We start from the raw sequence: 19,740 nt of genomic DNA on the forward strand, positions 1-19,740 counted from the left end.
GCACCACCGCATCACCCCCCCAACACACGCACCACATCGCATCCACGAAAGGGATCGAAATGCAGCATTCGAAGATGAAGGCAGCCGCTGTCATCGCCATCTCGGCGTTCGCACTCGCCGGTTGCTCGGCGTCCGGCGGAGACGGCTCCGGAGGCGGCGACGCCGCAGCCGCGTGCACCCCGGCCGACGGCGACGTCACGCTCGAGTTCACCTCCTGGATCCCCGGCATCGAAGACGTCGTGAAGATCTGGAACGACGCCAATCCCGAGATCCAGGTGAAGGTGCAGACCGGCCCCAACGGCAACGGCGGCACGTACCAGAACTTCTTCAACCAGATCAAGGCGGGCGACGCCCCCGACCTCGGCCAGATCGAGTACGACGCCCTGCCGAACTTCCTCGTGCAGGACGGCGTCGAAGACCTCAGCGCCTGCGAAGACGTCGTGGCCGCGGAGGGCGACTTCGTCGACTGGGCCTGGGGTCAGGTCACGCTCGGCACTGACAGCGTCTACGGCATCCCGCAGGACACCGGCCCCATGGCCCTGTTCTACCGCGCCGACCTGTTCGAGCAGAACGGCATCGCGATCCCCACGACGTGGGACGAGTACCGCGAGGCCGCCGTGAAGATCCGCGACCTCGGCGGATACATCACCAACTTCTCGCAGTCCGACATCAACCAGTTCGCCGGCTTCGCCTGGCAGGACGGCGCTCAGTGGTTCTCGAGCGACGACGAGGGCTGGACGGTCTCGATGGCCGACGACGCCACCACCACGGTCGCGGACTTCTGGCAGAGCATGCTCGACGACGACCTCGTCGCGACGGTTCCCGCATGGACCGATGAGTGGAACAACGCCTACAACTCCGGCCAGGTCTGGACCTGGAACTCCGCCGTCTGGGGTGCCAACTCGATCTCCAGCGGCGCACCCGACACCGCGGGCAGCTGGGCCGTCGCTCCGCTTCCGCAGTGGGAGGAGGGCGGATCCGCCGCCGGCAACTGGGGTGGCTCGTCGACCGCTGTCCTCAAGGGCAGCGAGCACGTCTACGAGGCGACGAAGTTCGCGCTGTGGCTGAACACCTCGGATGAGGCGCTGACCGCGCTCGCCGAGGCCGCCAACCTCTACCCGGCGACCACCGCCGGTCTGACGCTGCCGGTCTACGCCGAGGGTGTGGACTTCTACGGCGGACAGAAGATCTACGACGTCTTCGCCGACGCCGCCACCCAGGTCTCGCCCGACTTCGCGTGGGGCCCGACCATGACCCAGACCTACGCGGACGTGTCCGATGGGTTCAAGGCCGCGGTCTCGGGCAGCGGCACGCTGCTCGACGCGATCGAGAAGGGCCAGACGGCCACCGTCGACGCAATGAAGGCCGCGTCGATCCCCGTCACGGAGTAACACCCCCGGGAGGCCCGCCCGTATGCTCACGGGCGGGCCTCCCTTTCGTCTGCGACCCGGCTGGAGCGGCACATGAGCGAACTCGTCCACTTGACCTCGGGCGGCGTGAGCGTCGTCGTCGACACGACGACCGCGCGTCTGCTGCACTGGGGCGCTGCGATCGACGCCGCGGATCTCGACGCGCTCGCGGGCTCCGCGACCGGCGCGGTGACGTTCAGCTCGTTCGATGCTCCCCGCACGTTCCCGCTGCTCGCGGTCGAGGCCGACGGGTGGTCGGGCGCACCCGCGCTCGCCTGGCACCGGGGCGGCCGGCACAGCGCGCCGCTGCTGCGCTCGGTCGGGTGGGAGTCGACGGAGACGTCGCTGCGCGGGGAGTTCGCGGATGCCGGGGCCGGCGCCTCCGTGATGCTCGATCTCGAACTGAACACGGTCGGTGTGCTCACCGCCCAGCTATCCGTCACGAGCACCGGCGACGGCGTGGAGCCGCTCGACCTGCTGGCCGCCCGCATCCTGCTCCCCATCCCCGCGCATGCGACCGAGGTGCTCGACCACACCGGGCGCTGGACGGGTGAGCGGCGCCCGCAGCGGGGTGCGCTGCGTCACGGAGCGCACCTGCGCCAGGTGCGCCGTGGTCGCGGTGGGCACGACGCTCCCTACCTCACCGCCATCGGCACCGACGGGTTCGGCTTCCGTCGCGGAGAGCTGTGGACCGCGCACGTCGCCTGGAGCGGCGATCTCGAGGTCGGCGTCGAACGGCTCCCCGAGGGCGCCGGCGTGCACGGCGCGGTGCTGGGCGGGGGAGAGCTGCTGCTGCCGGGCGAGATCCGCCTTGCGGCGGGTGAGACGTACGTCTCGCCTCGCGTCTTCCTCACCTACGGAGAGAGCGGACTCGACTCGGTGTCCGCCCGCCTGCACTCGACGGCGAGGTCGTTCGCCGCCCACCCGTCGACGCCGCGGCCTCTCGTGCTGAACACGTGGGAGGCGGTGTATTTCGATCACGACCCGCAGAAGATCGTCGCGCTCGCCGAGGCCGCAGCATCCGTCGGCGTCGAGCGGTTCGTGCTCGATGACGGATGGTTCCGCGGTCGGCCCGACGATCGGTCGGGGCTCGGCGACTGGTTCATCGACGACGCCAAGTGGCCGGACGGGCTGCGGCCGCTCGCCGACCACGTGCACGGGCTCGGGATGCAGTTCGGTCTCTGGTTCGAGCCCGAGATGGTGAACCCGGTGTCCGATCTCTCTTCGGAGCATCCCGACTGGATCCTGCAGGCGTCGCCCGACTCGCCCACCTGGCGGCACCAGAAGGTGCTCGACCTCGCGAACCCGGATGCCGCGGCCTACCTGCTCGAACGGATCGACGCGCTGGTCGCCGAGGTCGGCATCGACTTCATCAAGTGGGACCACAACCGTGATCTGCACGCGGCGGTGTCGCCGCACACCGGGCGCGCGTCGGTGCATGCCCAGACGACGGCGTTCTACGCGCTGCTCGACGCCCTGCGGGAGCGGCATCCGTCACTGGAGGTCGAGTCGTGCGCGAGTGGCGGGGCCCGCGTCGACCTCGGCGTGCTGCAGCGCACGCAACGCGTGTGGGCGTCGGACTCGAACGACCCCGTCGAACGGCAGCGCATCCAGCGCTGGGCCGGCACGCTCGTGCCGCCCGAGGTCGTGGGCTCGCACGTGGGGCCGCCGGTCGCCGAAACCACCCACCGTGCGGCATCCCTGCCGTTCCGCATGGCGACCGCGCTGTTCGGTCACGCCGGCATCGAGTGGGACATCACGCGCTGCACGTGGGAGGAGCGTGCGATGTTGGGGCGCTGGACCGCTCTCTACCGCGAGCTGCGTCCGCTGCTGCACGCGGGCGTCACCGTGCGCAGCGACGAGGTCGACGACGAGACCCTGCTGCACGGCGTCGTCGCGGCCGACGGTTCGCGGGCCGTGTTCGCGTGGGTGCGGCTGGGGGCGTCGGTCGACGCATACACGCCGCGCACCCGCATCCCGGGCTTGCAGGCGGGGGAGAGGTACCGGCTTCGGGTGCGTGAGGACCTCGGGTCCGTGGCCCGTCACCAGGTGGCTGACCCCGCGTGGCTGGGCGAGGGGATCGAGGCGACCGGAGCATTCTTCGAGGCGGTCGGGGTGCCGCTGCCTCTGCTGGCACCCGGTGCTGCACTGCTGCTCGAGGCCGTTCGGGTCTGAGTCTCTGCCGTGCTACACTGACTCTTTGTCTGCGCACACTCCTGTGCGTAGTTCGCGTGCTTCCCCATCTTCCACCGAGAGATCGGCGATGCGGGGTGGCGCGCAGACAAGGGATCTTGGGTGGGGCCGTCCGGCCTCACGGTATAGAAGGAGTCACATCATGGCAGCAGTGTGCCAGGTGACAGGAGCTGTTCCCGGCTTCGGTCACAACGTCTCGCACTCGCACCGCCGGACGAAGCGTCGCTTCGACCCGAACGTGCAGAAGAAGACCTATTTCGTCGCATCGCTCGGTCGTAAGATCACGCTCAACGTGTCCGCCAAGGGCATCAAGGTGATCGACGCTCGCGGCATCGAGAACGTGGTCAAGGACCTCCAGGCGAAGGGTGTGAAGCTCTAATGGCCAAGAAGGCTCAGGACGTACGTCCGATCATCAAGCTGCGTTCGACGGCAGGTACGGGATACACGTACGTGACGAAGAAGAACCGCCGCAACACCCCCGACCGCCTCGTGCTCAAGAAGTACGACCCGGTCATCCGTCAGCACGTCGAATTCCGAGAGGAGCGTTGATCAATGGCTAAGAAGAGCAAGATCGCTCGCAACGAGCAGCGCAAGGTCATCGTCGAGCGTTACGCAGAGCGTCGCGCCGAGCTGAAGAAGACCCTGGTCGACCCGAACGCCACCGACGAGGCCCGCGAGGCCGCACGCGTCGGCCTGCAGAAGCTGCCGCGCAACGCGTCGCCGGCTCGCGTGCGTTCGCGCGACGTCATCGACGGCCGCCCCCGCGGTGTCCTCACGAAGTTCGGCGTCTCGCGCGTCCGCTTCCGTGACATGGCACACCGTGGCGAGCTGCCGGGTGTCACCAAGTCCAGCTGGTAAGTCTCAGCTGACAGAGGGGCGAGGATCTTCGGATCCTCGCCCCTTTCGCTGTTTAGGGGGCTGCGGCGTCGCGTCGGGCGGCACCGATCCCGAAGGAGAACACCCGGAATGAAGGAGCGAACTCGCTGATCGCTCTTCATTCCGGGGATTCTCCTTCACGGCGGGGCGAGGAGAGAATCGGATGCTGCACTGACCGGTTCTGCACATCGACGTCGAAGCGTGGTCGCTCCCCACCCACCGGGTGTTCCGTCCCCTCGAGGCAGCACGCCTCCGTCGGCATCGTCACCATCGAGCGATGGATCCGTGCGCAGAACTCCGACGCCGAGGAGGCGTCGCCCGCATCGTTGCCCTTCGCGAAGCAGGCGTGAGCGAGCACGCCCTGCGGCGCGCGAAGGCAGCCGGCAGCATCACTCGCCCGCGTCAGGGGTGGGTCGCCCTGCCGGACGCCGATCCGGCGATCGTCGGCGCCGTCGAGCGCAACGTCATCCTCGCGTGCGTCACAGCCGCTGAGCGTCACGGGCTCTGGATCCCGCGCAAGCGCCCTCTGCATGTAGCGGCACGACCGAACGCAGCACGGATCACTGTTCCCGATCATGTCGTCGTGCACTGGTCCGCGCCGCTGATCCCGCGACACCCGGATGAGCCGGTCGACGGGCTCGTGAACGCGCTCGTGAGCGTCGCACGCTGTCAGCCGATGGAGACCGCGCTGGTCATCTGGGAGTCGGCGATGAACAAGCGCATGGTCGATGCGGCGTATCTGAAGGGACTCGATCTTCCGTCGACCGCGCGCGCGATCCTCGAAAGGGCCACGCCCTTCGCGGATTCCGGACTGGAGACCATCTTCCTGACACGGCTGCGCTGGCTCGGCATCCCCATGCTGCCGCAGGCGTGGATCCTCGATCGGCGGGTGGATGTGCTGATCGGCGAACGGCTCGTCATTCAGATCGACGGGGCGACCCACACCGGAGCGCAGCGGGCGAGCGACATCGAGCACGATGCCCAGCTGACCCTCCGCGGTTTTCACGTACTGCGGTTCGGGTACGAGCAGATCATGGAGCGGTGGCACGAGGTGCAGGACGTGATCATGTCGGCGATCGCGCAGGGCAAGCACCGGGCTTGAGGAGGGCCACGCGAGATGAAGGAGAACTCCCGGAATGAAGGGGCGGGCGTGGAATACGCTCCTTCATTCCGGGAGTTCTCCTTCGTTCCGGGTGCGGCTGCAGTTCCGGGTGTAGCTGCAGTTCCGGTGCGGCTGCGGGTGCGCTGCAGGAAACGCAGGGCACGCGCCAGGCATCAGACGGATGCTGTCGCGTGCGCCACCGCCCAGGTGAGCGCGTAGTCGGCGATCTCCTCCCAGCCGTCCTGGCTGACAAGACGGTGGGTGCGTCCGGGGTACTCCTTGTAGTCGACGGTGGCGGGGCTGCCGGATGACCGGTACTTCTTCTCGATCGCGCGCACGATGGCCGGGGGCACGACGTGGTCGATCTCGCCGGCGATCAGCAGCAGCGGCGCTCGGTCGGCACGTGCGTAGTCGACATGGGTGACGCCGCCCTTCTCGTTGAGCACCGAGGTCACGCCCTCGAAGAACACCCGGTTGTAGGAGTTCACGGCGTACTCCTCCCAGAGGGCGTCGGATGCTGCGCGCGGCAGGTCGTTGCCGAACGTGAAGTGGAAGTGGCGCTTCGACAGTGGCTTGGCTCCGTTGACGCCGAAGGGGTTGGAGAGGATCGGAGTTCCCGTCCACAGGGTCGACAGGGGGAGTGCGGTGACGCCGGCGGTCTGCCCCGGGGCCACGCCCACGTAGGCGGAGCCGAGGCCGCGGTCGGCGAGCATCTGAGTGAGCACGCCGCCGAACGAGTGGCCCATGATGATCGGCTTGACCGGAAGCTCGCGGATGATGCGCTCGTAGTTGTCGGCGATCTGCTTCAGCCCGATCCCCTTGAGGGCCGACGGGTCGCGGCGGATGTCGGCGACCGCGCGATCGTCGATCCCGGGCCACCCCGGCACGATCACCTCGTGGCCCTGGGCCCGGAACCGCTCGGCCCACGTGTCCCAGCTCTTCGGGGTCATCCAGAGTCCGTGGATCAGGACGATCGGGGTCTTGTCGGTGCTGTTCATGATTTCTTCTCCTGTGTCTGCCCCCGCCTGGTGCGGGTGCGTTACGCTGATAGTAGACCGAACGTTCTATCTATCGCAACCTATTCCCGAAATCCGGAATCGGATGACACGATGAGAGGGATCACTATGAAGACCACGACTTCCACCGCGACCCCGACGACGGCTCCGAAGCGGCCCAGCGCAGCCCGCACCCGGCTGATCGACACCGCCACCAGGCTCTTCTACGAAGAGGGGATCCATGCGGTCGGCGTCGATCGGATCATCGACGAGGCAGCGGTCACCAGAGCGACGCTCTACAACCAGTTCGGAGGCAAGGAGAATCTGGTCCTGGCGTACCTGCGCAACGAGGACGAGGTCCTGCGCGCACTCTTCGCTGAGGCGGGCGCGTCGGTGACGGATCCTGCGCAGCTGGTCGACGCCGTGATCGAGGGCATCGCCGCCGATATCCGCCTCCGGCACACGCGTGGCTGCCCGTTCATCAACGCGGCGGCGGAGTACCCGGATGCCGAGGGCCCCGTTCGACGGCTGATCGACGAGCACCGGGAGTGGTTCCGCTCGACGCTGCAGACCGTCGCCGAGCAGGCAGGTCTCGAGAGTCCGGCCGATGTCGCGGCATCCCTCGTGCTGCTGCGCGATGCCGCGCTCGTGGGCGGGTACCTCGATGGAGACGAGCGCGTCACGCCGGCGTTCGAGCGCACCGCGCGCTCGGTCGTCGCGGCCCATCGCCCGCTCTGACGCCGAGCCCACCACGAGGCCGCGCCTCCGCTGACGCATCGAAAACCGTGTCTCACGAGTCACATTCGTCACTTCTGCACCACGACACGCCGCCGAAAAGCTCAAAACCCGCGAAATGACGCGGAAATGTGGGTGGTGGTTGGTACATTCAAGGCGGTCACTCGACCAACGGAGGGCAGCAGCCCTCCGAACCACAACGATGCGACGGGAACCTCGTCGCTGGAGGATGACATGGCTGACAAGTCCATCACCAAGACCGAGCTCGTCGCGAGCATCGCTTCTGCCACCGGCCAGAGCCAGGCCACCGTCTCGGGTGTCCTCGACGCGCTGTTCTCCTCGGTCTCCGACGCTGTTGCCAAGGGCAGCAAGGTCTCGATCCCGGGCTGGATCTCGTTCGAGCAGGTCGCAACCGCAGCTCGCACGGGCCGCAACCCGCAGACCGGCGCCGAGATCAAGATCCCGGCCGGCCACCGCGTCAAGGTGACCGCTGGTTCCAAGCTCAAGGCTGCCGTCAAGTAAGACCGCACCTCTTCGAAGGCCGCCCCCGATCCGTCGGGGGCGGCCTTCGTGCGTCCTCCCCGGATCCGCGGCTTAGGCTGGAGGGGTGAGTGCCCGCGCCGTGCAGACCCCGACCCGCTCCGCGTATCGCGCGGCCGGAGTCGGCATCCTGCTCGCGACGGGACTGATCGGCGTGATCCTCGCCCTCGTGGTCGGCGGGGGCGCGGCACCGCTGCTGCTGCAGGATCCGGGTCCGTTCGTGCGCTGGGCCACCCCCATCGTCAAGCTCGTGATGAACATCGCGGCTGCGGCGATGCTGGGTTCGCTCGTGCTCGCGCTGTTCGCGCTGCGCAGCGAGGAGAAGTCGTTCGACACGGCGCTCAACACGGCCTCGGCCGGGGCGGCCGTCTTCACCGTGACCGCGGGCATCAGCGGATTCTTCACGTTTATGGCGGCCTTCAACCCGCAACTGAGCGCCGAACGGGAGTTCGGTGAGCAGCTCGGACGCTTCCTGCTGCAGCTGCCGCTGGGTCAGTCGTGGCTGATCACCACGATCATGGGCTCGGTGATCACCGTGCTCGCCTTCGCCTGGCGCACGTGGACGCCCACCCTGATCACGGCGATCCTGGCCGCGGCATCCTTCCTTCCGCTGGCGACCCAGGGCCACTCCGGAGACCTCGCGGGTCACAACATCGCGGTGAACTCGATCCTGCTGCACACGATCGGCGCCGCGGTGTGGCTGGGGGGTCTGCTGCTCGTCGTGATCCTGCGCGACCGCTCGGGCGTGGGCACGGCGACGCTGGTGAGCCGCTATTCGAGTCTCGCGATCGCCGCCTTCGTGGTCGTCGCGATCTCGGGGCTCGCTCGCTCCATCGTCTCGTTCGGCGACATCTCGCAGCTCTGGACGCCGTACGGCACGATCCTGCTCGCGAAGGTCGTGCTGCTGGTGGGCATGGGCCTGCTGGGCGCCTGGTATCGCACCCGCCTGATCCCCCGCCTCGATGATGACGGGGCCGCACGCTGGTTCTGGATGCTGGTGCTGTGCGAGGTCGCCCTGATGGGCCTGGCCTCGGGCGCAGCCGCCGCGCTCGCGCGCACGCCCCCGCCCACCGGCGAGGAGGCGGCGTTCGTGCAGACGCCCGCCGAGAACCTCACTCGCTCGCCCCTGCCGCCCGAGTTCACGATCGACCGCTGGTTCACGGCATGGGACATCGATGTGCTCTGGCTGGTGGTCGCCGGGTTCGGCCTCTTCTTCTACCTCGCAGGCGTGCGCCGGCTGCGGCTCCGCGGCGACCGCTGGCCCGTTCACCGCACCGTGTTCTGGGTGATGGGCATGCTGATGCTGCTCTGGGTCACGGGCGGCCCGATCAACGCCTACCAGGAGTACCTGTTCAGCGTGCACATGCTGGGGCACATGATGCTGTCCATGGCCATCCCGCTGCTGCTCGTCTCGGGAGCGCCGGTCACGCTGGCACTGCGGGCGATCCACAAGCGCGACGACGGCACGCGCGGCGGTCGCGAATGGATCATGTGGGGGGTGCACTCGCCGTTCTCGAAGGTCGTCACCCACCCCTTCGTCGCGGCGGGCATCTTCATCCTGTCGCTGTGGGCCTTCTACTTCACCGATCTGGTGCGCTGGTCGATGTTCGAGCACCTCGGCCACGAGTGGATGGTCGCGCACTTCCTCATCTCGGGATACCTGTTCGTGCTGAGCCTGGTCGGCGCCGACCCGGTGCCCTATCGTCTGCCCTATCCCGGCCGCCTCATCACGCTGATCGCCATCATGGCCATGCACGCCTTCTTCGGCGTCGCGATCATGATGCAGGAGGGTCTCATGGTCGCCGACTGGTTCGGCTCGATGGGGCGCACCTGGGGGCCGACGCCGCTCGAAGACCAGTACATCGGCGGCGGCATCGCGTGGTCGATCGGAGAGATCCCCACGCTGATCCTCGCCATCACGGTCGCCATCCAGTGGAGCCGCAGCGACACCAAGCTGCAGAAGCGCCGCGACCGGCACGCCGACCGCACGGGCGAGGCCGAGCTCGAGGAGTACAACCAGAAGCTCGCGGCCCTCGCCGAGCGCGATCGGCGTCAGGCCGAGCGCGACGCGCGCTGACCGTCGGTCCGGCGCCCGTCAGCCCGTCGACTCCTCATCGGGAGATCCCACTCGGATCGACACCTTGCCGTCGGGAAGGACCGTGATCGATCCGTTCACCTGGAAGGGGACGTCCTCGGACCGCTCCTCGACCGAGCCGTCGAAGAGCGACCGGATCTCGACGTCGACATGCGCGACCGCATCCGTCGGGGGGATCTTCCAGTGCCCGCCGTCGGGCACGACCGTCACCTGCGGCTGTGCCGCGATCGACCACTTCGGCAGCGAGGCGAGGCGGTTGTAGACCTCGAGGCCGAACGGGCATGCGGTGGGCTGCAGCACCTCCTGCGTCGTGCAGGCGGTGAGGAATTCCTCGACCCGCTGCTGCACCACGGCGACGAAGTCCGCGGTGGGCTCGGTCTGCACGTCGACAGGAGTGGTGGCGAGAGGAGTGTCCGCGAGCACGCCGATGCCCTCGGAGTCGGCGATCGCGGTGTCGACGGTCACCGAATAGAGACCCGGTGTGAAGACCAGCAGCGGCAGCGGATCGAGGGGTGCGGCCTGCGCCCCGGCGGGCGACACCTGGCGGCGATCCATCTCGAACCCGTTCACCGCGAACTGGTCGGCGCCGCGCACCGTGAGCTCGATCACGGCCAGCGGGCTCGTCGTGAAGCGCCAGTTGGGGGTGACGCCGGCCCAGCCGTCCTGCTCGACGGTGAACGTGGTGGTGCCGGCGTGCCCGCTCGCTTCGTACGACACCGTCACCTCTGTCTTGCCGGCGTCGTCGGGCTTCTCCGACAGCACCTCGATGTCGGTGAGAGGCGCGAGCGCGGAGTGACGCAGCAGAGCCTCTGACGTCGTCGCCCCGATGCCGGCGATCTCGAGGGTCTCCCGATCGATCGCGACGCCGGGCACGCGGAGCGCGTCAGCCGCTCGTCCGGCCGAGAGCAGGTCGAGGTAGCGGACGACGAACGCCGACGGCCCGTAGAACTGCTGATACAGGGTGGCCCCACCCGCCGCGAGGGCGGCGACGAGCACCAGGCCGACGACGGCGAGAAGCGCGAGGTCGGCAGCGAGGCGCGAACGCCGGGGCGCCTTCGTCTCGACCTGCTGCATGGCGTCAGTCTAGAAGCGCGGCCTGGGACGACGCCGTGCGTGAGTCGGCGTGCGTCGGCGACGATCGCTGTGTTCGTCGGATGCCGGGCGGCACCGCCACGTAGCATGGGGAGGCACGGTCTCGCCGTGCATTCCCGCCTCCATCCGTGTGAGAGAACCGTGTCGCTTCCCGCCCTGTCCGAAGAGCAGCAAGAGCTGTTCCGGCTGATCGAGGACACCAGCGAGCACGTCTTCATCACCGGCCGAGCGGGCACCGGCAAGTCGACTCTGCTGCAGTACTTCTCGTGGAACACGAAGAAGCAGATCGCCATCTGCGCGCCGACCGGCGTCGCCGCGCTCAACGTCGAGGGTCAGACGATCCACTCCCTGTTCCGCCTGCCGATCGGTCTCATCGGCGACTCGGACATCGACCAGAACGACAACACGAGGCGCATCCTCAATGCGATCGAGACGCTCGTGATCGACGAGATCTCGATGGTCAACGCCGACCTGATGGATGCGATCGACCGCTCGCTGCGCCAGGCGAGGGGCAAGCGCGGCATCCCGTTCGGCGGGGTGCAGATCGTCATGTTCGGCGATCCGTATCAGCTGGCTCCCGTGCCCCCGCGCGGCGACGAGCTGCGATACGTGAAGGATCACTACCGCTCGTTCTGGTTCTTCGATGCCAAGGTCTGGGCGGGTCCCGCCGGCGGCGAGGGCGACGGAGACGACGGTGGACTGTTCGCCGTCGACACCAGGGCCGAGCTGCACGTGCGCGAGCTCGTGCAGATCCACCGGCAGTCGGACGACGGATTCAAGGCGATGCTGAACGCGGTGCGCTACGGGCGGGTCACCGCGGAGATCGCGGGAGTGCTGAACACGCAGGGCGCCCGCACACCCCCGGATCCCGAGCCGGGGGAGGTGCCGATGATCACGCTCGCCACCCGCAACGACATCGTGAACACCATCAACAGTCGGCATCTCGCCGCCCTTCCCGGCAAGGAGCAGACGGCCCGCGCCGAGGTCAGCGGCGAGTTCGGAAAGGGCGAGGCGTCGCTGCCCGCCGAATCGGAGCTCAAGCTCAAGATCGGCGCCCAGGTGATGTTCCTCCGTAATGACACCTCGATGTCGGGGGAGCCGCCGCGGTGGGTGAACGGCACGATCGGCACGGTCGTGCGGATCCTCGGTGAGACCGTGCGCGTCGAGATCGACGGCGAAGAGGTCGACGTGGAGCCGGCTGTCTGGGAGCGATTCCGCTATTCGTATGAGCCGAGCACCAAGAAGCTGAGTCGCGACGTCGTGGCCGAGTTCACGCAGTTCCCGCTGCGTCTCGCCTGGGCGGTCACGATCCACAAGTCGCAGGGCAAGACCTACGACCGCGCGATCATCGACCTCGGCGCAGGCGCCTTCGCACCGGGCCAGACCTACGTCGCGCTCTCTCGTCTGACGTCTCTCGACGGGCTCTATCTGTCGCGGCCGCTGCGCCCGAGCGACATCCGCGTCGACGAGGACGTGCGCCGCTTCATGCGCGACGCGTGGCTCGCGGCATCCACTCCTGAGGTCGGCAGGGGCTGAGCCCGCTCGTCGTCAGGCTGCGACGCGTGCGCGGTCGAGGTCTTCGAAGAGCTCGGTGTTGAACCGGTAGGCGAGCAGCACCTCGCCGATCACGCGCTCGCGCTCGGCGTCGTCCCACGGAGCTGCGTCGAGCTGCTCGCGGTAGACGTCCTTGAATGCCGACGGGTCGGCGATGTCGTCGAACAGGTAGAAGCCGATGCCGTTGGTCTCGAACCCGAAGCGGCGCGCCATCACGCGTCCGATGAAGATGCCGCCCGAGAGATCGCCGAGGTAGCGCGTGTAGTGGTGCGCGACGAAACCGCCCGCCCAGGTCGCTCCGACCTGGCGGATGCGCTCGACGTAGCGCTGCGTGGTGGGCAGTGCGACGATGACGTCTCGCCAGTGCGCCCCGAGCAGGAACTCGAGGTCGGCCTCGAGGGCGGGCAGCCGGGTCAGCTTGTCGCTGAGGAAGACCGATGCCACCGGATCCTGACGCATGCGCTCCCCGGCGCCTTCGAGGGCCTCGTAGATGAAGTAGTGCTGCGCGACGAGTGCGACGTAGTCCGCGCGCGATCCTTCGCCCTTGAGCAGGTCGGACATGAAGCCCGCGCCCTCGCTGCGCGAATGCGAACCGGAGGAGCGCTCACGGAGGGCTGCGGAGAAGGAGAGGATCTCGGACATGTGCCCAGTGTAAGGGTCACCTAACCTGAAAGGGAACCCTGCGGTTCTCCCGCGTCACGCGTGCGGACGCGGCTCGATGCCGAGCTTCTCGCACGCGAGATCGTAGAGGGCGACGACCTCGCGCCGCACGGCGCGGCGCTCGGTGATCGGGCCGGAGGGCCAGGCGATGCGCAGCTCGGAGGTCGCGCCAGGGCGGGTGACCTCCCAGACACCGCCGTCACCGTCGAGGTCTGTCATCACGGCATCGGTGATCTCGTCTTCGGGTGTCGCCCCGACGGGCGCGAAGGCGCGCGCGATGAGCAGATTGTCGTCGGTGTGATCGCCGTTCATGTGACCGAGGATCGCGGAGACGACGTCGGCATCGAAGATGTGGGGCATGCTGATCACCCTAAACGGGGGTTCGGCGATGCCTTTCTTTCAGGATGGGCGTTCTAGACTCGGGAGACACGTCTTCCGGGGGTCCCCTTTCATGCAGCTTCTCTCGTCGCGCACATTCCGCGCAGCAGTGGCCGGCGCAGCCGTGCTCGGGCTCTTCCTCACCGGCTGCACAGCCGATCCGGAGTTCAGCTACGAGCCGCCGGCCCAGGTCGATGGCCCTCTGCCCGACGACACCGTCGCGGCGATGGAGGCGGCCGTCGCCAACGCGCTCGCCGCGTCGGGCGCCTCGGGTGCGGTCGTGGGCGTCTGGGCTCCGTGGAGCGGCAGCTGGGTGGCCGGTCTCGGCACGCAGACTCCCGGCGGCGACGACGAGATCAGCACCGACATGGCCTTCCGCATCGCGGACATGACCCGCCTCATGACGTGCGACGTTCTCTACGGTCTGGCCGACGACGGCGTGCTCGGTCTCGACGACCCGGTGCCCGACCATGTCTCGGGCGTCGCCGACATGAAGGACGTCACGCTCCTCGACCTCTGCAACAGCACGAGCGGGGTCGGCTCGTCCGAGGCGACCGCGCAGGCCGCCTGGTATACGACCCCGGAGCGCGTGTGGGCGCCGCTCGAGCTCGCGTCATACGGCCTCGGCGCTCCGCGTGCCACGGCGAAGACGACCTACACGAACTCGGATGCCGGATACCTGCTGCTGGGCCTCGCGCTCGAGCGGGCGACCGGCCGCACGGCATCCGAGCTGATCGCCGAGTACGTCACGCAGCCGCTCGGTCTCTCGGCGACCTCGCTACCGTCGCCGGCCCCGGCAGCGCCCTCTGATGGACCGGTCATGAACGGGCACTACCTGCCGGCCGTCGAAGGCGGCTATGACTGTGCGGCTCCCGTCGACATCACCACCCTGTCGTCGAGCACGGGATACACCGACTCCGGCGTCGTGTCGACGATCGACGACCTCGGCCGGTACGCCCAGGCCGAAGCCGCGCAGAAGCTGCGGACGGAGGACGAGCCGAACCGCTTCGGAGCGCCCCTGCCGCAGGATCCCCAGGCTCCTTCCTGGCTCCAGGCCACCGGCGGGGCACTGCTCGTCGGCTCGATGATCGGGCAGTCGGGATGGACGCCCGGATACCAGACGTCGGCGTACTCCGACCCTGAGACGGGGTTCACCGTCGCGGTGTCGCTGAACAACTCGACCACCGCCGGCACGACCGCGATGTACCTGGCGTGGGAGCTCGCCGCGATCGCGTCCAAGGTGCCGGCCGCCGAGGGCCAGACCGCTCCGGAGTTCGGACTGCCGTTCACGGCTGAGCAGTACCACCAGGCGATCACGGATTCCGCGATCCCCTGCGTCGCACCGCCGGCCGCCTGACGCTCGGCACGACGGCCGCGGCCCGACCGACGAAGGGAAAGCCGATGGCGATCATCGACAACGCGATCTACGTCGACGGCGTGCGCACGGAGAATCCACGGAGTCTCAGCGAGACGTTCGAGGTGCTGCGCGAGCGTGGAGGCATGAGCTGGATCGGTCTGTACCGGCCGAGCGAGGCGGAGATCCGCGAGGTCGCCGACGAGTTCGGCATCCACGCTCTCGTCGTCGAGGATGCGCTGTCGGGGCACCAGCGCTCGAAGCTCGAGCGCTACGGAGACGTGCTGTTCATGGTGCTGCGCTCCGCCCGGTATCTGGATGCCGCAGAGGAGGTCGAGTTCGGCGAGATCCATGTGCTCGTCGGGCCGGACTTCGTGGTGACGATCCGCCACGCGGAGTCGCCCGACCTCGGGCGCGTGCGTCGCCGTCTCGAAGACGACGCGGGGCTGCTGAAGCTCGGTCCGGAGGCAGTGCTCTACGCGATCCTCGACGAGGTCGTCGACGAGTACGCGCCGGTGCTCTCGGGGCTCGAGAACGACATCGACGAGATCGAGAGCCAGCTCTTCGAAGACGGCGTCGACGCGACGCAGCGCATCTACGAGCTCGGTCGCGAGGTGATCGACTTCCAGCGTGCGGTGCAGCCCCTCGCCGGCATGCTCGACGCGCTGCTGCGTGGTTCGGCGAAGTACGAGGTCGATGAGGAGCTGCAGCGGTACCTGCGCGACGTGCTCGACCACACCCTGCGCGTCTCGGAGCGCGCGAACACCTTCCGCACGGTGCTCGACAACGCGCTCACCGTCGAGTCCACGATCGTGGCGCGGCGTCAGAACGAGGAGATGCGCCGGATGACCGAGCTGAGCATCCGTCAGAACGACGAGGTCAAGAAGATCTCGGGCTGGGCCGCGATCCTGTTCGCCCCGACGCTCGTCGGCACGGTCTACGGCATGAACTTCGACCACATGCCCGAGCTGCACTGGGCCCTCGGTTACCCCATGGCGGTGGCCCTGATGGTCGGGATGGGCTTCGGGCTGTACTGGGCGTTCAAGCGCAAGGGCTGGCTGTGACCGCCCGCTGCGCGCGACCTGCGCTCATCTGCCGCCGGGGGTGACCACGACCGCGTACTCGGCACCCGGGCCGGTGAGTCCCGACTCCACATCGATGTACCGCAGGGTCAGCAGATGGAATCCGAGAGGGATGTCGGGGATGAAGTCGTCGGACGTGACCTCGTCGATGGAGATGAGGTGGGTCAGCACGACGCCGTCGACGGCGACCTGCACCCATCCGCCGGGAATCCCCTCGAGGGTGACGAGCGCATCGTCGTGCTCGCCGTCGGCGTCGGCATCTCCGCTGTCGAGATGCAGGCGGGGCTCGTCGCCGGAGATGACCGGCACCGGGAAGACGAGCGGCCCCGCCGGTTCGCTGAGGTCGACGTCGCCCGCGGGCGCGGTGTGCTGCACCGTGAGCGTCATGCCCTGCCGGAGCCGGTCTCCCGAGACGGAGAGCTCGAACCCGCCGTCGTCGTCGACGACCCCTTCGGCGAGCGTCCAGCCGAGCTCGTCGATGACGGCGACCGCGCTCCCGGGGATGCCGGTGCCGCTCACCGAGACCGCGAGGGGGCTGCTCATGTCCCAGCTGTCGGGACCGACGGTGAACGCCGGGGGTGCCTCGATGGGTGGCTTCGTCGCCGGGGGTGCTGTCGCGATCGGGCTCTGCGGCGGGAGGACGGCGGGCGTGGCGGATCGCGGCTGGGCCGCCTCGGCGACCTGCTCGACCTGCTGTTCCACCGGTGCGGGAACGACCGGTGCGGGAACGACCGGTGCCGGCACGACCGGCGGCGATGTCGGAGGCGTCGCTGCGGTGTCATCGGTCGGAGCGGGCGTGGCACCCGCAGACGGAGCGACCGGCCGGGCGACCGCCCCGGAGGAGTCGCCGCGGTCGGGGTCCGCCGTCGGTGCGGACCACGGGGCGACCATCGCGACAGCGACGGTCGCGGCGAGGGCGACCGCACTCCCCGCGGCGATCCCGAGCGTGAGCACGCGGCGGGTCCGCAGCACGGCGGAGGGTCCGATGACGGTGGCACTCGCGGCGGCGCCGGGCTCGAGCGAGGCGTAGGCGGCCGCTCCGGCGGTGCCGAGCGCGAGCGGCAGGAGCACGGCTCGCAGCTTCGACGAGGCCGTGTCGATGTCTCGCGCGATGATCGTGCATCCCGCGCACCCGGCGAGATGAGAGTCGAGACGCGGGCGCTCGTGTCTGCTCAGCGGACGGCGGCCACGGCGCACGAGTCGCCCGCACGCCCAGCGACACTCCTCGGGCCGGGACGGGTCGGCGATGAGCACATCCAGCCAGGCGTGACGGAATCCGTCTCGGGCGCGAAGGGCGAGCGCCGACACGGCATTCGGGGTCAGTCCCATCAGCGGGGCGATCTCGCGCGGCTTCATCCCCTCGACCTCGAGGTACCAGAGCAGCGTGCGGTGGTTCTCCGGCAGGTTCTTGAACGCCGCCGCGAGCATCGTCCGGTCCGACAGCTGCTCGATCGCGTCGGGCGTCTCGTCGGGGATCTCCTCGATGAACTCGATCGGGATGTCCTTCTGCTTGCCGCCCCACGTCGCGGCGGCGTTGCGGATGGCGGCATAGAGATAGGCGCGGAATCCGTCGGTGGGTCCGCCGCCGTTCTGCATGGCGCTGAACGTCTTGGTGAAGGCCTCGCTCACGAGGTCGTCGGGATCGATGGAGCGCGTCACCGCCCGGGCCGCACGAAGGCCGGCCTCGAAGTGTCGCTGCCACAGCACGGCGAACGCCGCGGCGTCTCCGCTGCGGGTCGCATCGGCGAGCTCGGCATCCGATCGGGGGTCGGCGCTCGGATCTGTTGTGAGGGTCACGGCTTCCCCCGATCGTGGTGACGGGGCCGGATGAACCGGCTCCGAGGCCGCGGAGTCGGCCTCGGAGTCAGCATACGCTCAGGTCTTGCTTTTCCAGGAATGTTGTGATATACCGGCATACCGATTTATCACGCGACTCCCGCCCGTGCTCCCCGCTCGGCGCCGCCTACTGCTCGGGTTCGTCGTCGATCTCGACCCCGGGTCCGGGGCCCGGCCGCACGGCGGCATCCGGAAGGATGTCGATGCGTGTGTTGCCGTCGTGCTCTGAGACCTCGATGCGCGGCGCGGCGTCGGCCTCGGTGGCATCCGGTGCTGCGGTGAGCTGGTCGTGCCGCTTCTCTTCGCTCGTCATGGCGTCGTCGGCGTCAGGGGTGAGGTCAGGCGTGCTCATGGTTCTCCTTCGTGGTGGTGGATGACGCGGCTGCGTCGTGGCTCTGCCCGTCCGAGCGGTTGCGGCCCCAGCGCGCGAGAAGATACAGCACGACGCCGACTGCCAGCAGGATCGCGCCGAACAGCCAGACGACGGGGCGCTGCTGGCTGAGCAGCAGGATGCACGAGGCGATGCCCAGCACGGGGACGACCGTCCAGATGCGGAAGTGATCGTGCTCGACCCGGTCGCGCCGCAGCACGAGCACCGAGACGTTGACGCTGATGAACACGAACAGCAGCAGCAGGACGACGGTCTCGGCGAGCGTCGCCAGGTCACCGACCAGAGTCAGCCCCATCGCGACGAGCGTCGTGGTGAGGATCGCCACCCACGGGGTCTTGCGGTTCGGCAGCACTCGTCCGAGGACGGCGGGCAGCAGGTTCTGCTCGGCCATCCCGTACGTCAGGCGGCTCACCATGATCATCGTGAGCAGTGCGCCATTGGCCACCGCGACCAGGGCGATCAGGCTGAACAGCCACGACGGGATGCTGGCGCCCGCGGCCTCGACGACCGACAGCAGCGGCCCGCTCGACTCCTGCAGCTCGGATGCCGGCAGGGCGATCGAGCTCGCAACGCCGACGAGCACGTACACCGCGCCGGCGGTGAACAGGGCGCCGAACAGGGCTCGCGGGTAGGTGCGCCGAGGGTTCTTGACCTCTTCGATCATGTTCGCCGAGGTCTCGAAACCGACGAAGGAGTAGTAGGCGATCACCGCTCCCGACAGGACGGCCAGGGCGACCGGCGTCCCCTCGGGCGACTGAGTGAGCCGCGAGGCGTCGCCGCCGCCACCGACGACGAACGCGCCGACCACGACGATCACGATCACGAGACCGCTCAGCTCGATCGCCGTCATCACCAGGTTCGCGCCGAGCGACTCGCGGATGCCGCGGGCATTGAGCGCCGCCACGATCGCGAGGAAGACGATCGCGACGGGAATGGTCGGCAGGTCGAAGAAGGTGCCGAGGTAGTCGCCGGCGAAGGCGATCGCCAGGCCCGCGGCGCTCGTCACACCCGCGGCCAGCATGCTGAAGCCGACCAGGAACGAGACGACGGGGCTGTGGAAGGCGCGCTCCGCGAAGACGGATGCCCCTCCGGCGCGCGGATACTTGGTCACCAGCTCGGCGTACGACCCCGCGGTCAGCAGGGCGAGAAGCAGGGCGAGAAGCAGCGGAGCCCACAGCATCCCGCCGACCTTCTCGGAGAGCACCCCCATCAGGGCGTAGATCCCGGCGCCGAGCACGTCACCCAGGATGAACGCGAACAGAAGGGGGCCGGTGATGGCACGACGCAGCCGAGTGGGTTCCTCCGGCGTCGTGGCAGAGTCGGAAGTCATTCCCGCAACCTATGAAGTCGCGGGCTGCACGGCGACGGGGTTGACATGACGCGATGCGTGCCGCACAGGCTCTTCACAGGTGTGGGGGGAGCACGAGCCACCCCGGGAATCATCCGTC

At 68.6% G+C, this 19,740-nt stretch carries 19 protein-coding genes; 12 read left to right on the forward strand and 7 right to left on the reverse strand.

Annotated features, from left to right (window positions below):
* The first annotated feature begins 59 nt into the window (after positions 1-59).
* The 6 genes from AB0N61_RS13040 (at position 60) to AB0N61_RS13065 (ending at position 5,580) form a co-directional block, all read left to right on the forward strand.
* The gene (locus AB0N61_RS13040) at positions 60-1,391 is read left to right on the forward strand and encodes a sugar ABC transporter substrate-binding protein (RefSeq protein WP_363364650.1); all 1,332 of its coding nucleotides are present in this window, start codon (positions 60-62) and stop codon (positions 1,389-1,391) included.
* 72 nt (positions 1,392-1,463) lie between these two features.
* Positions 1,464-3,584 carry an alpha-galactosidase gene (locus tag AB0N61_RS13045; RefSeq protein WP_363364651.1) on the forward strand — a complete coding sequence of 707 codons (2,121 nt, stop codon included), beginning with the start codon at positions 1,464-1,466 and terminating at the stop codon, positions 3,582-3,584.
* A gap of 160 nt (positions 3,585-3,744) precedes the next feature.
* Positions 3,745-3,981 (forward strand): 50S ribosomal protein L28, encoded by a 237-nt coding sequence (gene rpmB / locus AB0N61_RS13050; RefSeq protein WP_167948167.1) that lies wholly within the window; start codon positions 3,745-3,747, stop codon positions 3,979-3,981.
* Positions 3,981-4,151 (forward strand): 50S ribosomal protein L33, encoded by a 171-nt coding sequence (rpmG, locus tag AB0N61_RS13055; protein WP_017203558.1) that lies wholly within the window; start codon positions 3,981-3,983, stop codon positions 4,149-4,151. The genes rpmB and rpmG overlap by 1 nt, the downstream gene beginning before the upstream one ends.
* 3 nt (positions 4,152-4,154) lie before the next feature.
* Positions 4,155-4,460 (forward strand): 30S ribosomal protein S14, encoded by a 306-nt coding sequence (gene rpsN / locus AB0N61_RS13060; protein ID WP_042540535.1) that lies wholly within the window; start codon positions 4,155-4,157, stop codon positions 4,458-4,460.
* Positions 4,461-4,824: 364 nt separating this feature from the next.
* On the forward strand, positions 4,825-5,580 hold the full coding sequence (locus AB0N61_RS13065; RefSeq protein ID WP_363364653.1) for a DUF559 domain-containing protein: 756 nt from the start codon (positions 4,825-4,827) through the stop codon (positions 5,578-5,580).
* Positions 5,581-5,753: 173 nt separating this feature from the next.
* Here AB0N61_RS13065 and AB0N61_RS13070 read toward each other — a convergent pair whose 3' ends face one another.
* Complete coding sequence (locus AB0N61_RS13070; RefSeq protein WP_363364655.1) at positions 5,754-6,578, reverse strand: alpha/beta fold hydrolase; 825 nt, start codon at positions 6,576-6,578, stop codon at positions 5,754-5,756.
* A 126-nt stretch (positions 6,579-6,704) separates the two neighbouring features.
* On the opposite strand from AB0N61_RS13070, the gene AB0N61_RS13075 reads away from it, so the two are divergent.
* From AB0N61_RS13075 to AB0N61_RS13085, 3 genes are all read left to right on the forward strand, one after another.
* Positions 6,705-7,313, forward strand: coding sequence for a helix-turn-helix domain-containing protein (locus AB0N61_RS13075; protein ID WP_363364657.1), 609 nt, complete (start codon positions 6,705-6,707; stop codon positions 7,311-7,313).
* A gap of 231 nt (positions 7,314-7,544) precedes the next feature.
* The gene (locus AB0N61_RS13080) at positions 7,545-7,832 is read left to right on the forward strand and encodes an HU family DNA-binding protein (protein ID WP_042541574.1); all 288 of its coding nucleotides are present in this window, start codon (positions 7,545-7,547) and stop codon (positions 7,830-7,832) included.
* A gap of 85 nt (positions 7,833-7,917) precedes the next feature.
* Positions 7,918-9,927, forward strand: coding sequence for a cytochrome c oxidase assembly protein (locus AB0N61_RS13085; protein ID WP_363364660.1), 2,010 nt, complete (start codon positions 7,918-7,920; stop codon positions 9,925-9,927).
* 18 nt (positions 9,928-9,945) lie between these two features.
* On the opposite strand, the gene AB0N61_RS13090 is transcribed toward AB0N61_RS13085, so the two are convergent.
* Positions 9,946-11,019 carry a hypothetical protein gene (locus AB0N61_RS13090; RefSeq protein WP_363364661.1) on the reverse strand — a complete coding sequence of 358 codons (1,074 nt, stop codon included), beginning with the start codon at positions 11,017-11,019 and terminating at the stop codon, positions 9,946-9,948.
* Between the two features lie 159 nt (positions 11,020-11,178).
* On the opposite strand from AB0N61_RS13090, the gene AB0N61_RS13095 reads away from it, so the two are divergent.
* Entirely contained in the window at positions 11,179-12,573 is a 1,395-nt protein-coding gene (locus AB0N61_RS13095) for an AAA family ATPase (RefSeq protein WP_363364663.1), read from the forward strand.
* Positions 12,574-12,585: 12 nt separating this feature from the next.
* On the opposite strand, the gene AB0N61_RS13100 is transcribed toward AB0N61_RS13095, so the two are convergent.
* Together AB0N61_RS13100 and AB0N61_RS13105 are read right to left on the reverse strand one after the other, a co-directional pair.
* Positions 12,586-13,233, reverse strand: coding sequence for a biliverdin-producing heme oxygenase (locus AB0N61_RS13100; RefSeq protein WP_363364665.1), 648 nt, complete (start codon positions 13,231-13,233; stop codon positions 12,586-12,588).
* A 54-nt stretch (positions 13,234-13,287) separates the two neighbouring features.
* Positions 13,288-13,611, reverse strand: a complete 324-nt coding sequence (locus tag AB0N61_RS13105) for a DUF2470 domain-containing protein (protein WP_363364667.1) — start codon at positions 13,609-13,611, stop codon at positions 13,288-13,290.
* Positions 13,612-13,702: 91 nt separating this feature from the next.
* Here AB0N61_RS13105 and AB0N61_RS13110 point away from each other — a divergent pair, with 91 nt between their 5' ends.
* On the forward strand, positions 13,703-14,986 hold the full coding sequence (locus AB0N61_RS13110) for a serine hydrolase domain-containing protein (protein WP_363364669.1): 1,284 nt from the start codon (positions 13,703-13,705) through the stop codon (positions 14,984-14,986).
* Between the two features lie 44 nt (positions 14,987-15,030).
* Complete coding sequence (locus tag AB0N61_RS13115; protein ID WP_363364671.1) at positions 15,031-16,047, forward strand: magnesium and cobalt transport protein CorA; 1,017 nt, start codon at positions 15,031-15,033, stop codon at positions 16,045-16,047.
* Positions 16,048-16,071: 24 nt separating this feature from the next.
* Here AB0N61_RS13115 and AB0N61_RS13120 read toward each other — a convergent pair whose 3' ends face one another.
* The 3 genes from AB0N61_RS13120 to AB0N61_RS13130 all read right to left on the reverse strand — a co-directional run bounded on the left by AB0N61_RS13120 (position 16,072) and on the right by AB0N61_RS13130 (position 19,622).
* Positions 16,072-17,862, reverse strand: a complete 1,791-nt coding sequence (locus AB0N61_RS13120) for a sigma-70 family RNA polymerase sigma factor (RefSeq protein WP_363364672.1) — start codon at positions 17,860-17,862, stop codon at positions 16,072-16,074.
* A 166-nt stretch (positions 17,863-18,028) separates the two neighbouring features.
* The gene (locus tag AB0N61_RS13125; RefSeq protein ID WP_167948178.1) at positions 18,029-18,253 is read right to left on the reverse strand and encodes a multidrug transporter; all 225 of its coding nucleotides are present in this window, start codon (positions 18,251-18,253) and stop codon (positions 18,029-18,031) included.
* On the reverse strand, positions 18,240-19,622 hold the full coding sequence (locus tag AB0N61_RS13130; protein WP_363364674.1) for an APC family permease: 1,383 nt from the start codon (positions 19,620-19,622) through the stop codon (positions 18,240-18,242). The genes AB0N61_RS13125 and AB0N61_RS13130 overlap by 14 nt, the downstream gene beginning before the upstream one ends.
* Between the last annotated feature and the right edge of the window lie 118 nt (positions 19,623-19,740).

It is taken from the genome of Microbacterium sp. NPDC089320 (genome assembly GCF_040684875.1).
Taxonomy (GTDB): Bacteria; Actinomycetota; Actinomycetes; order Actinomycetales; family Microbacteriaceae; genus Microbacterium.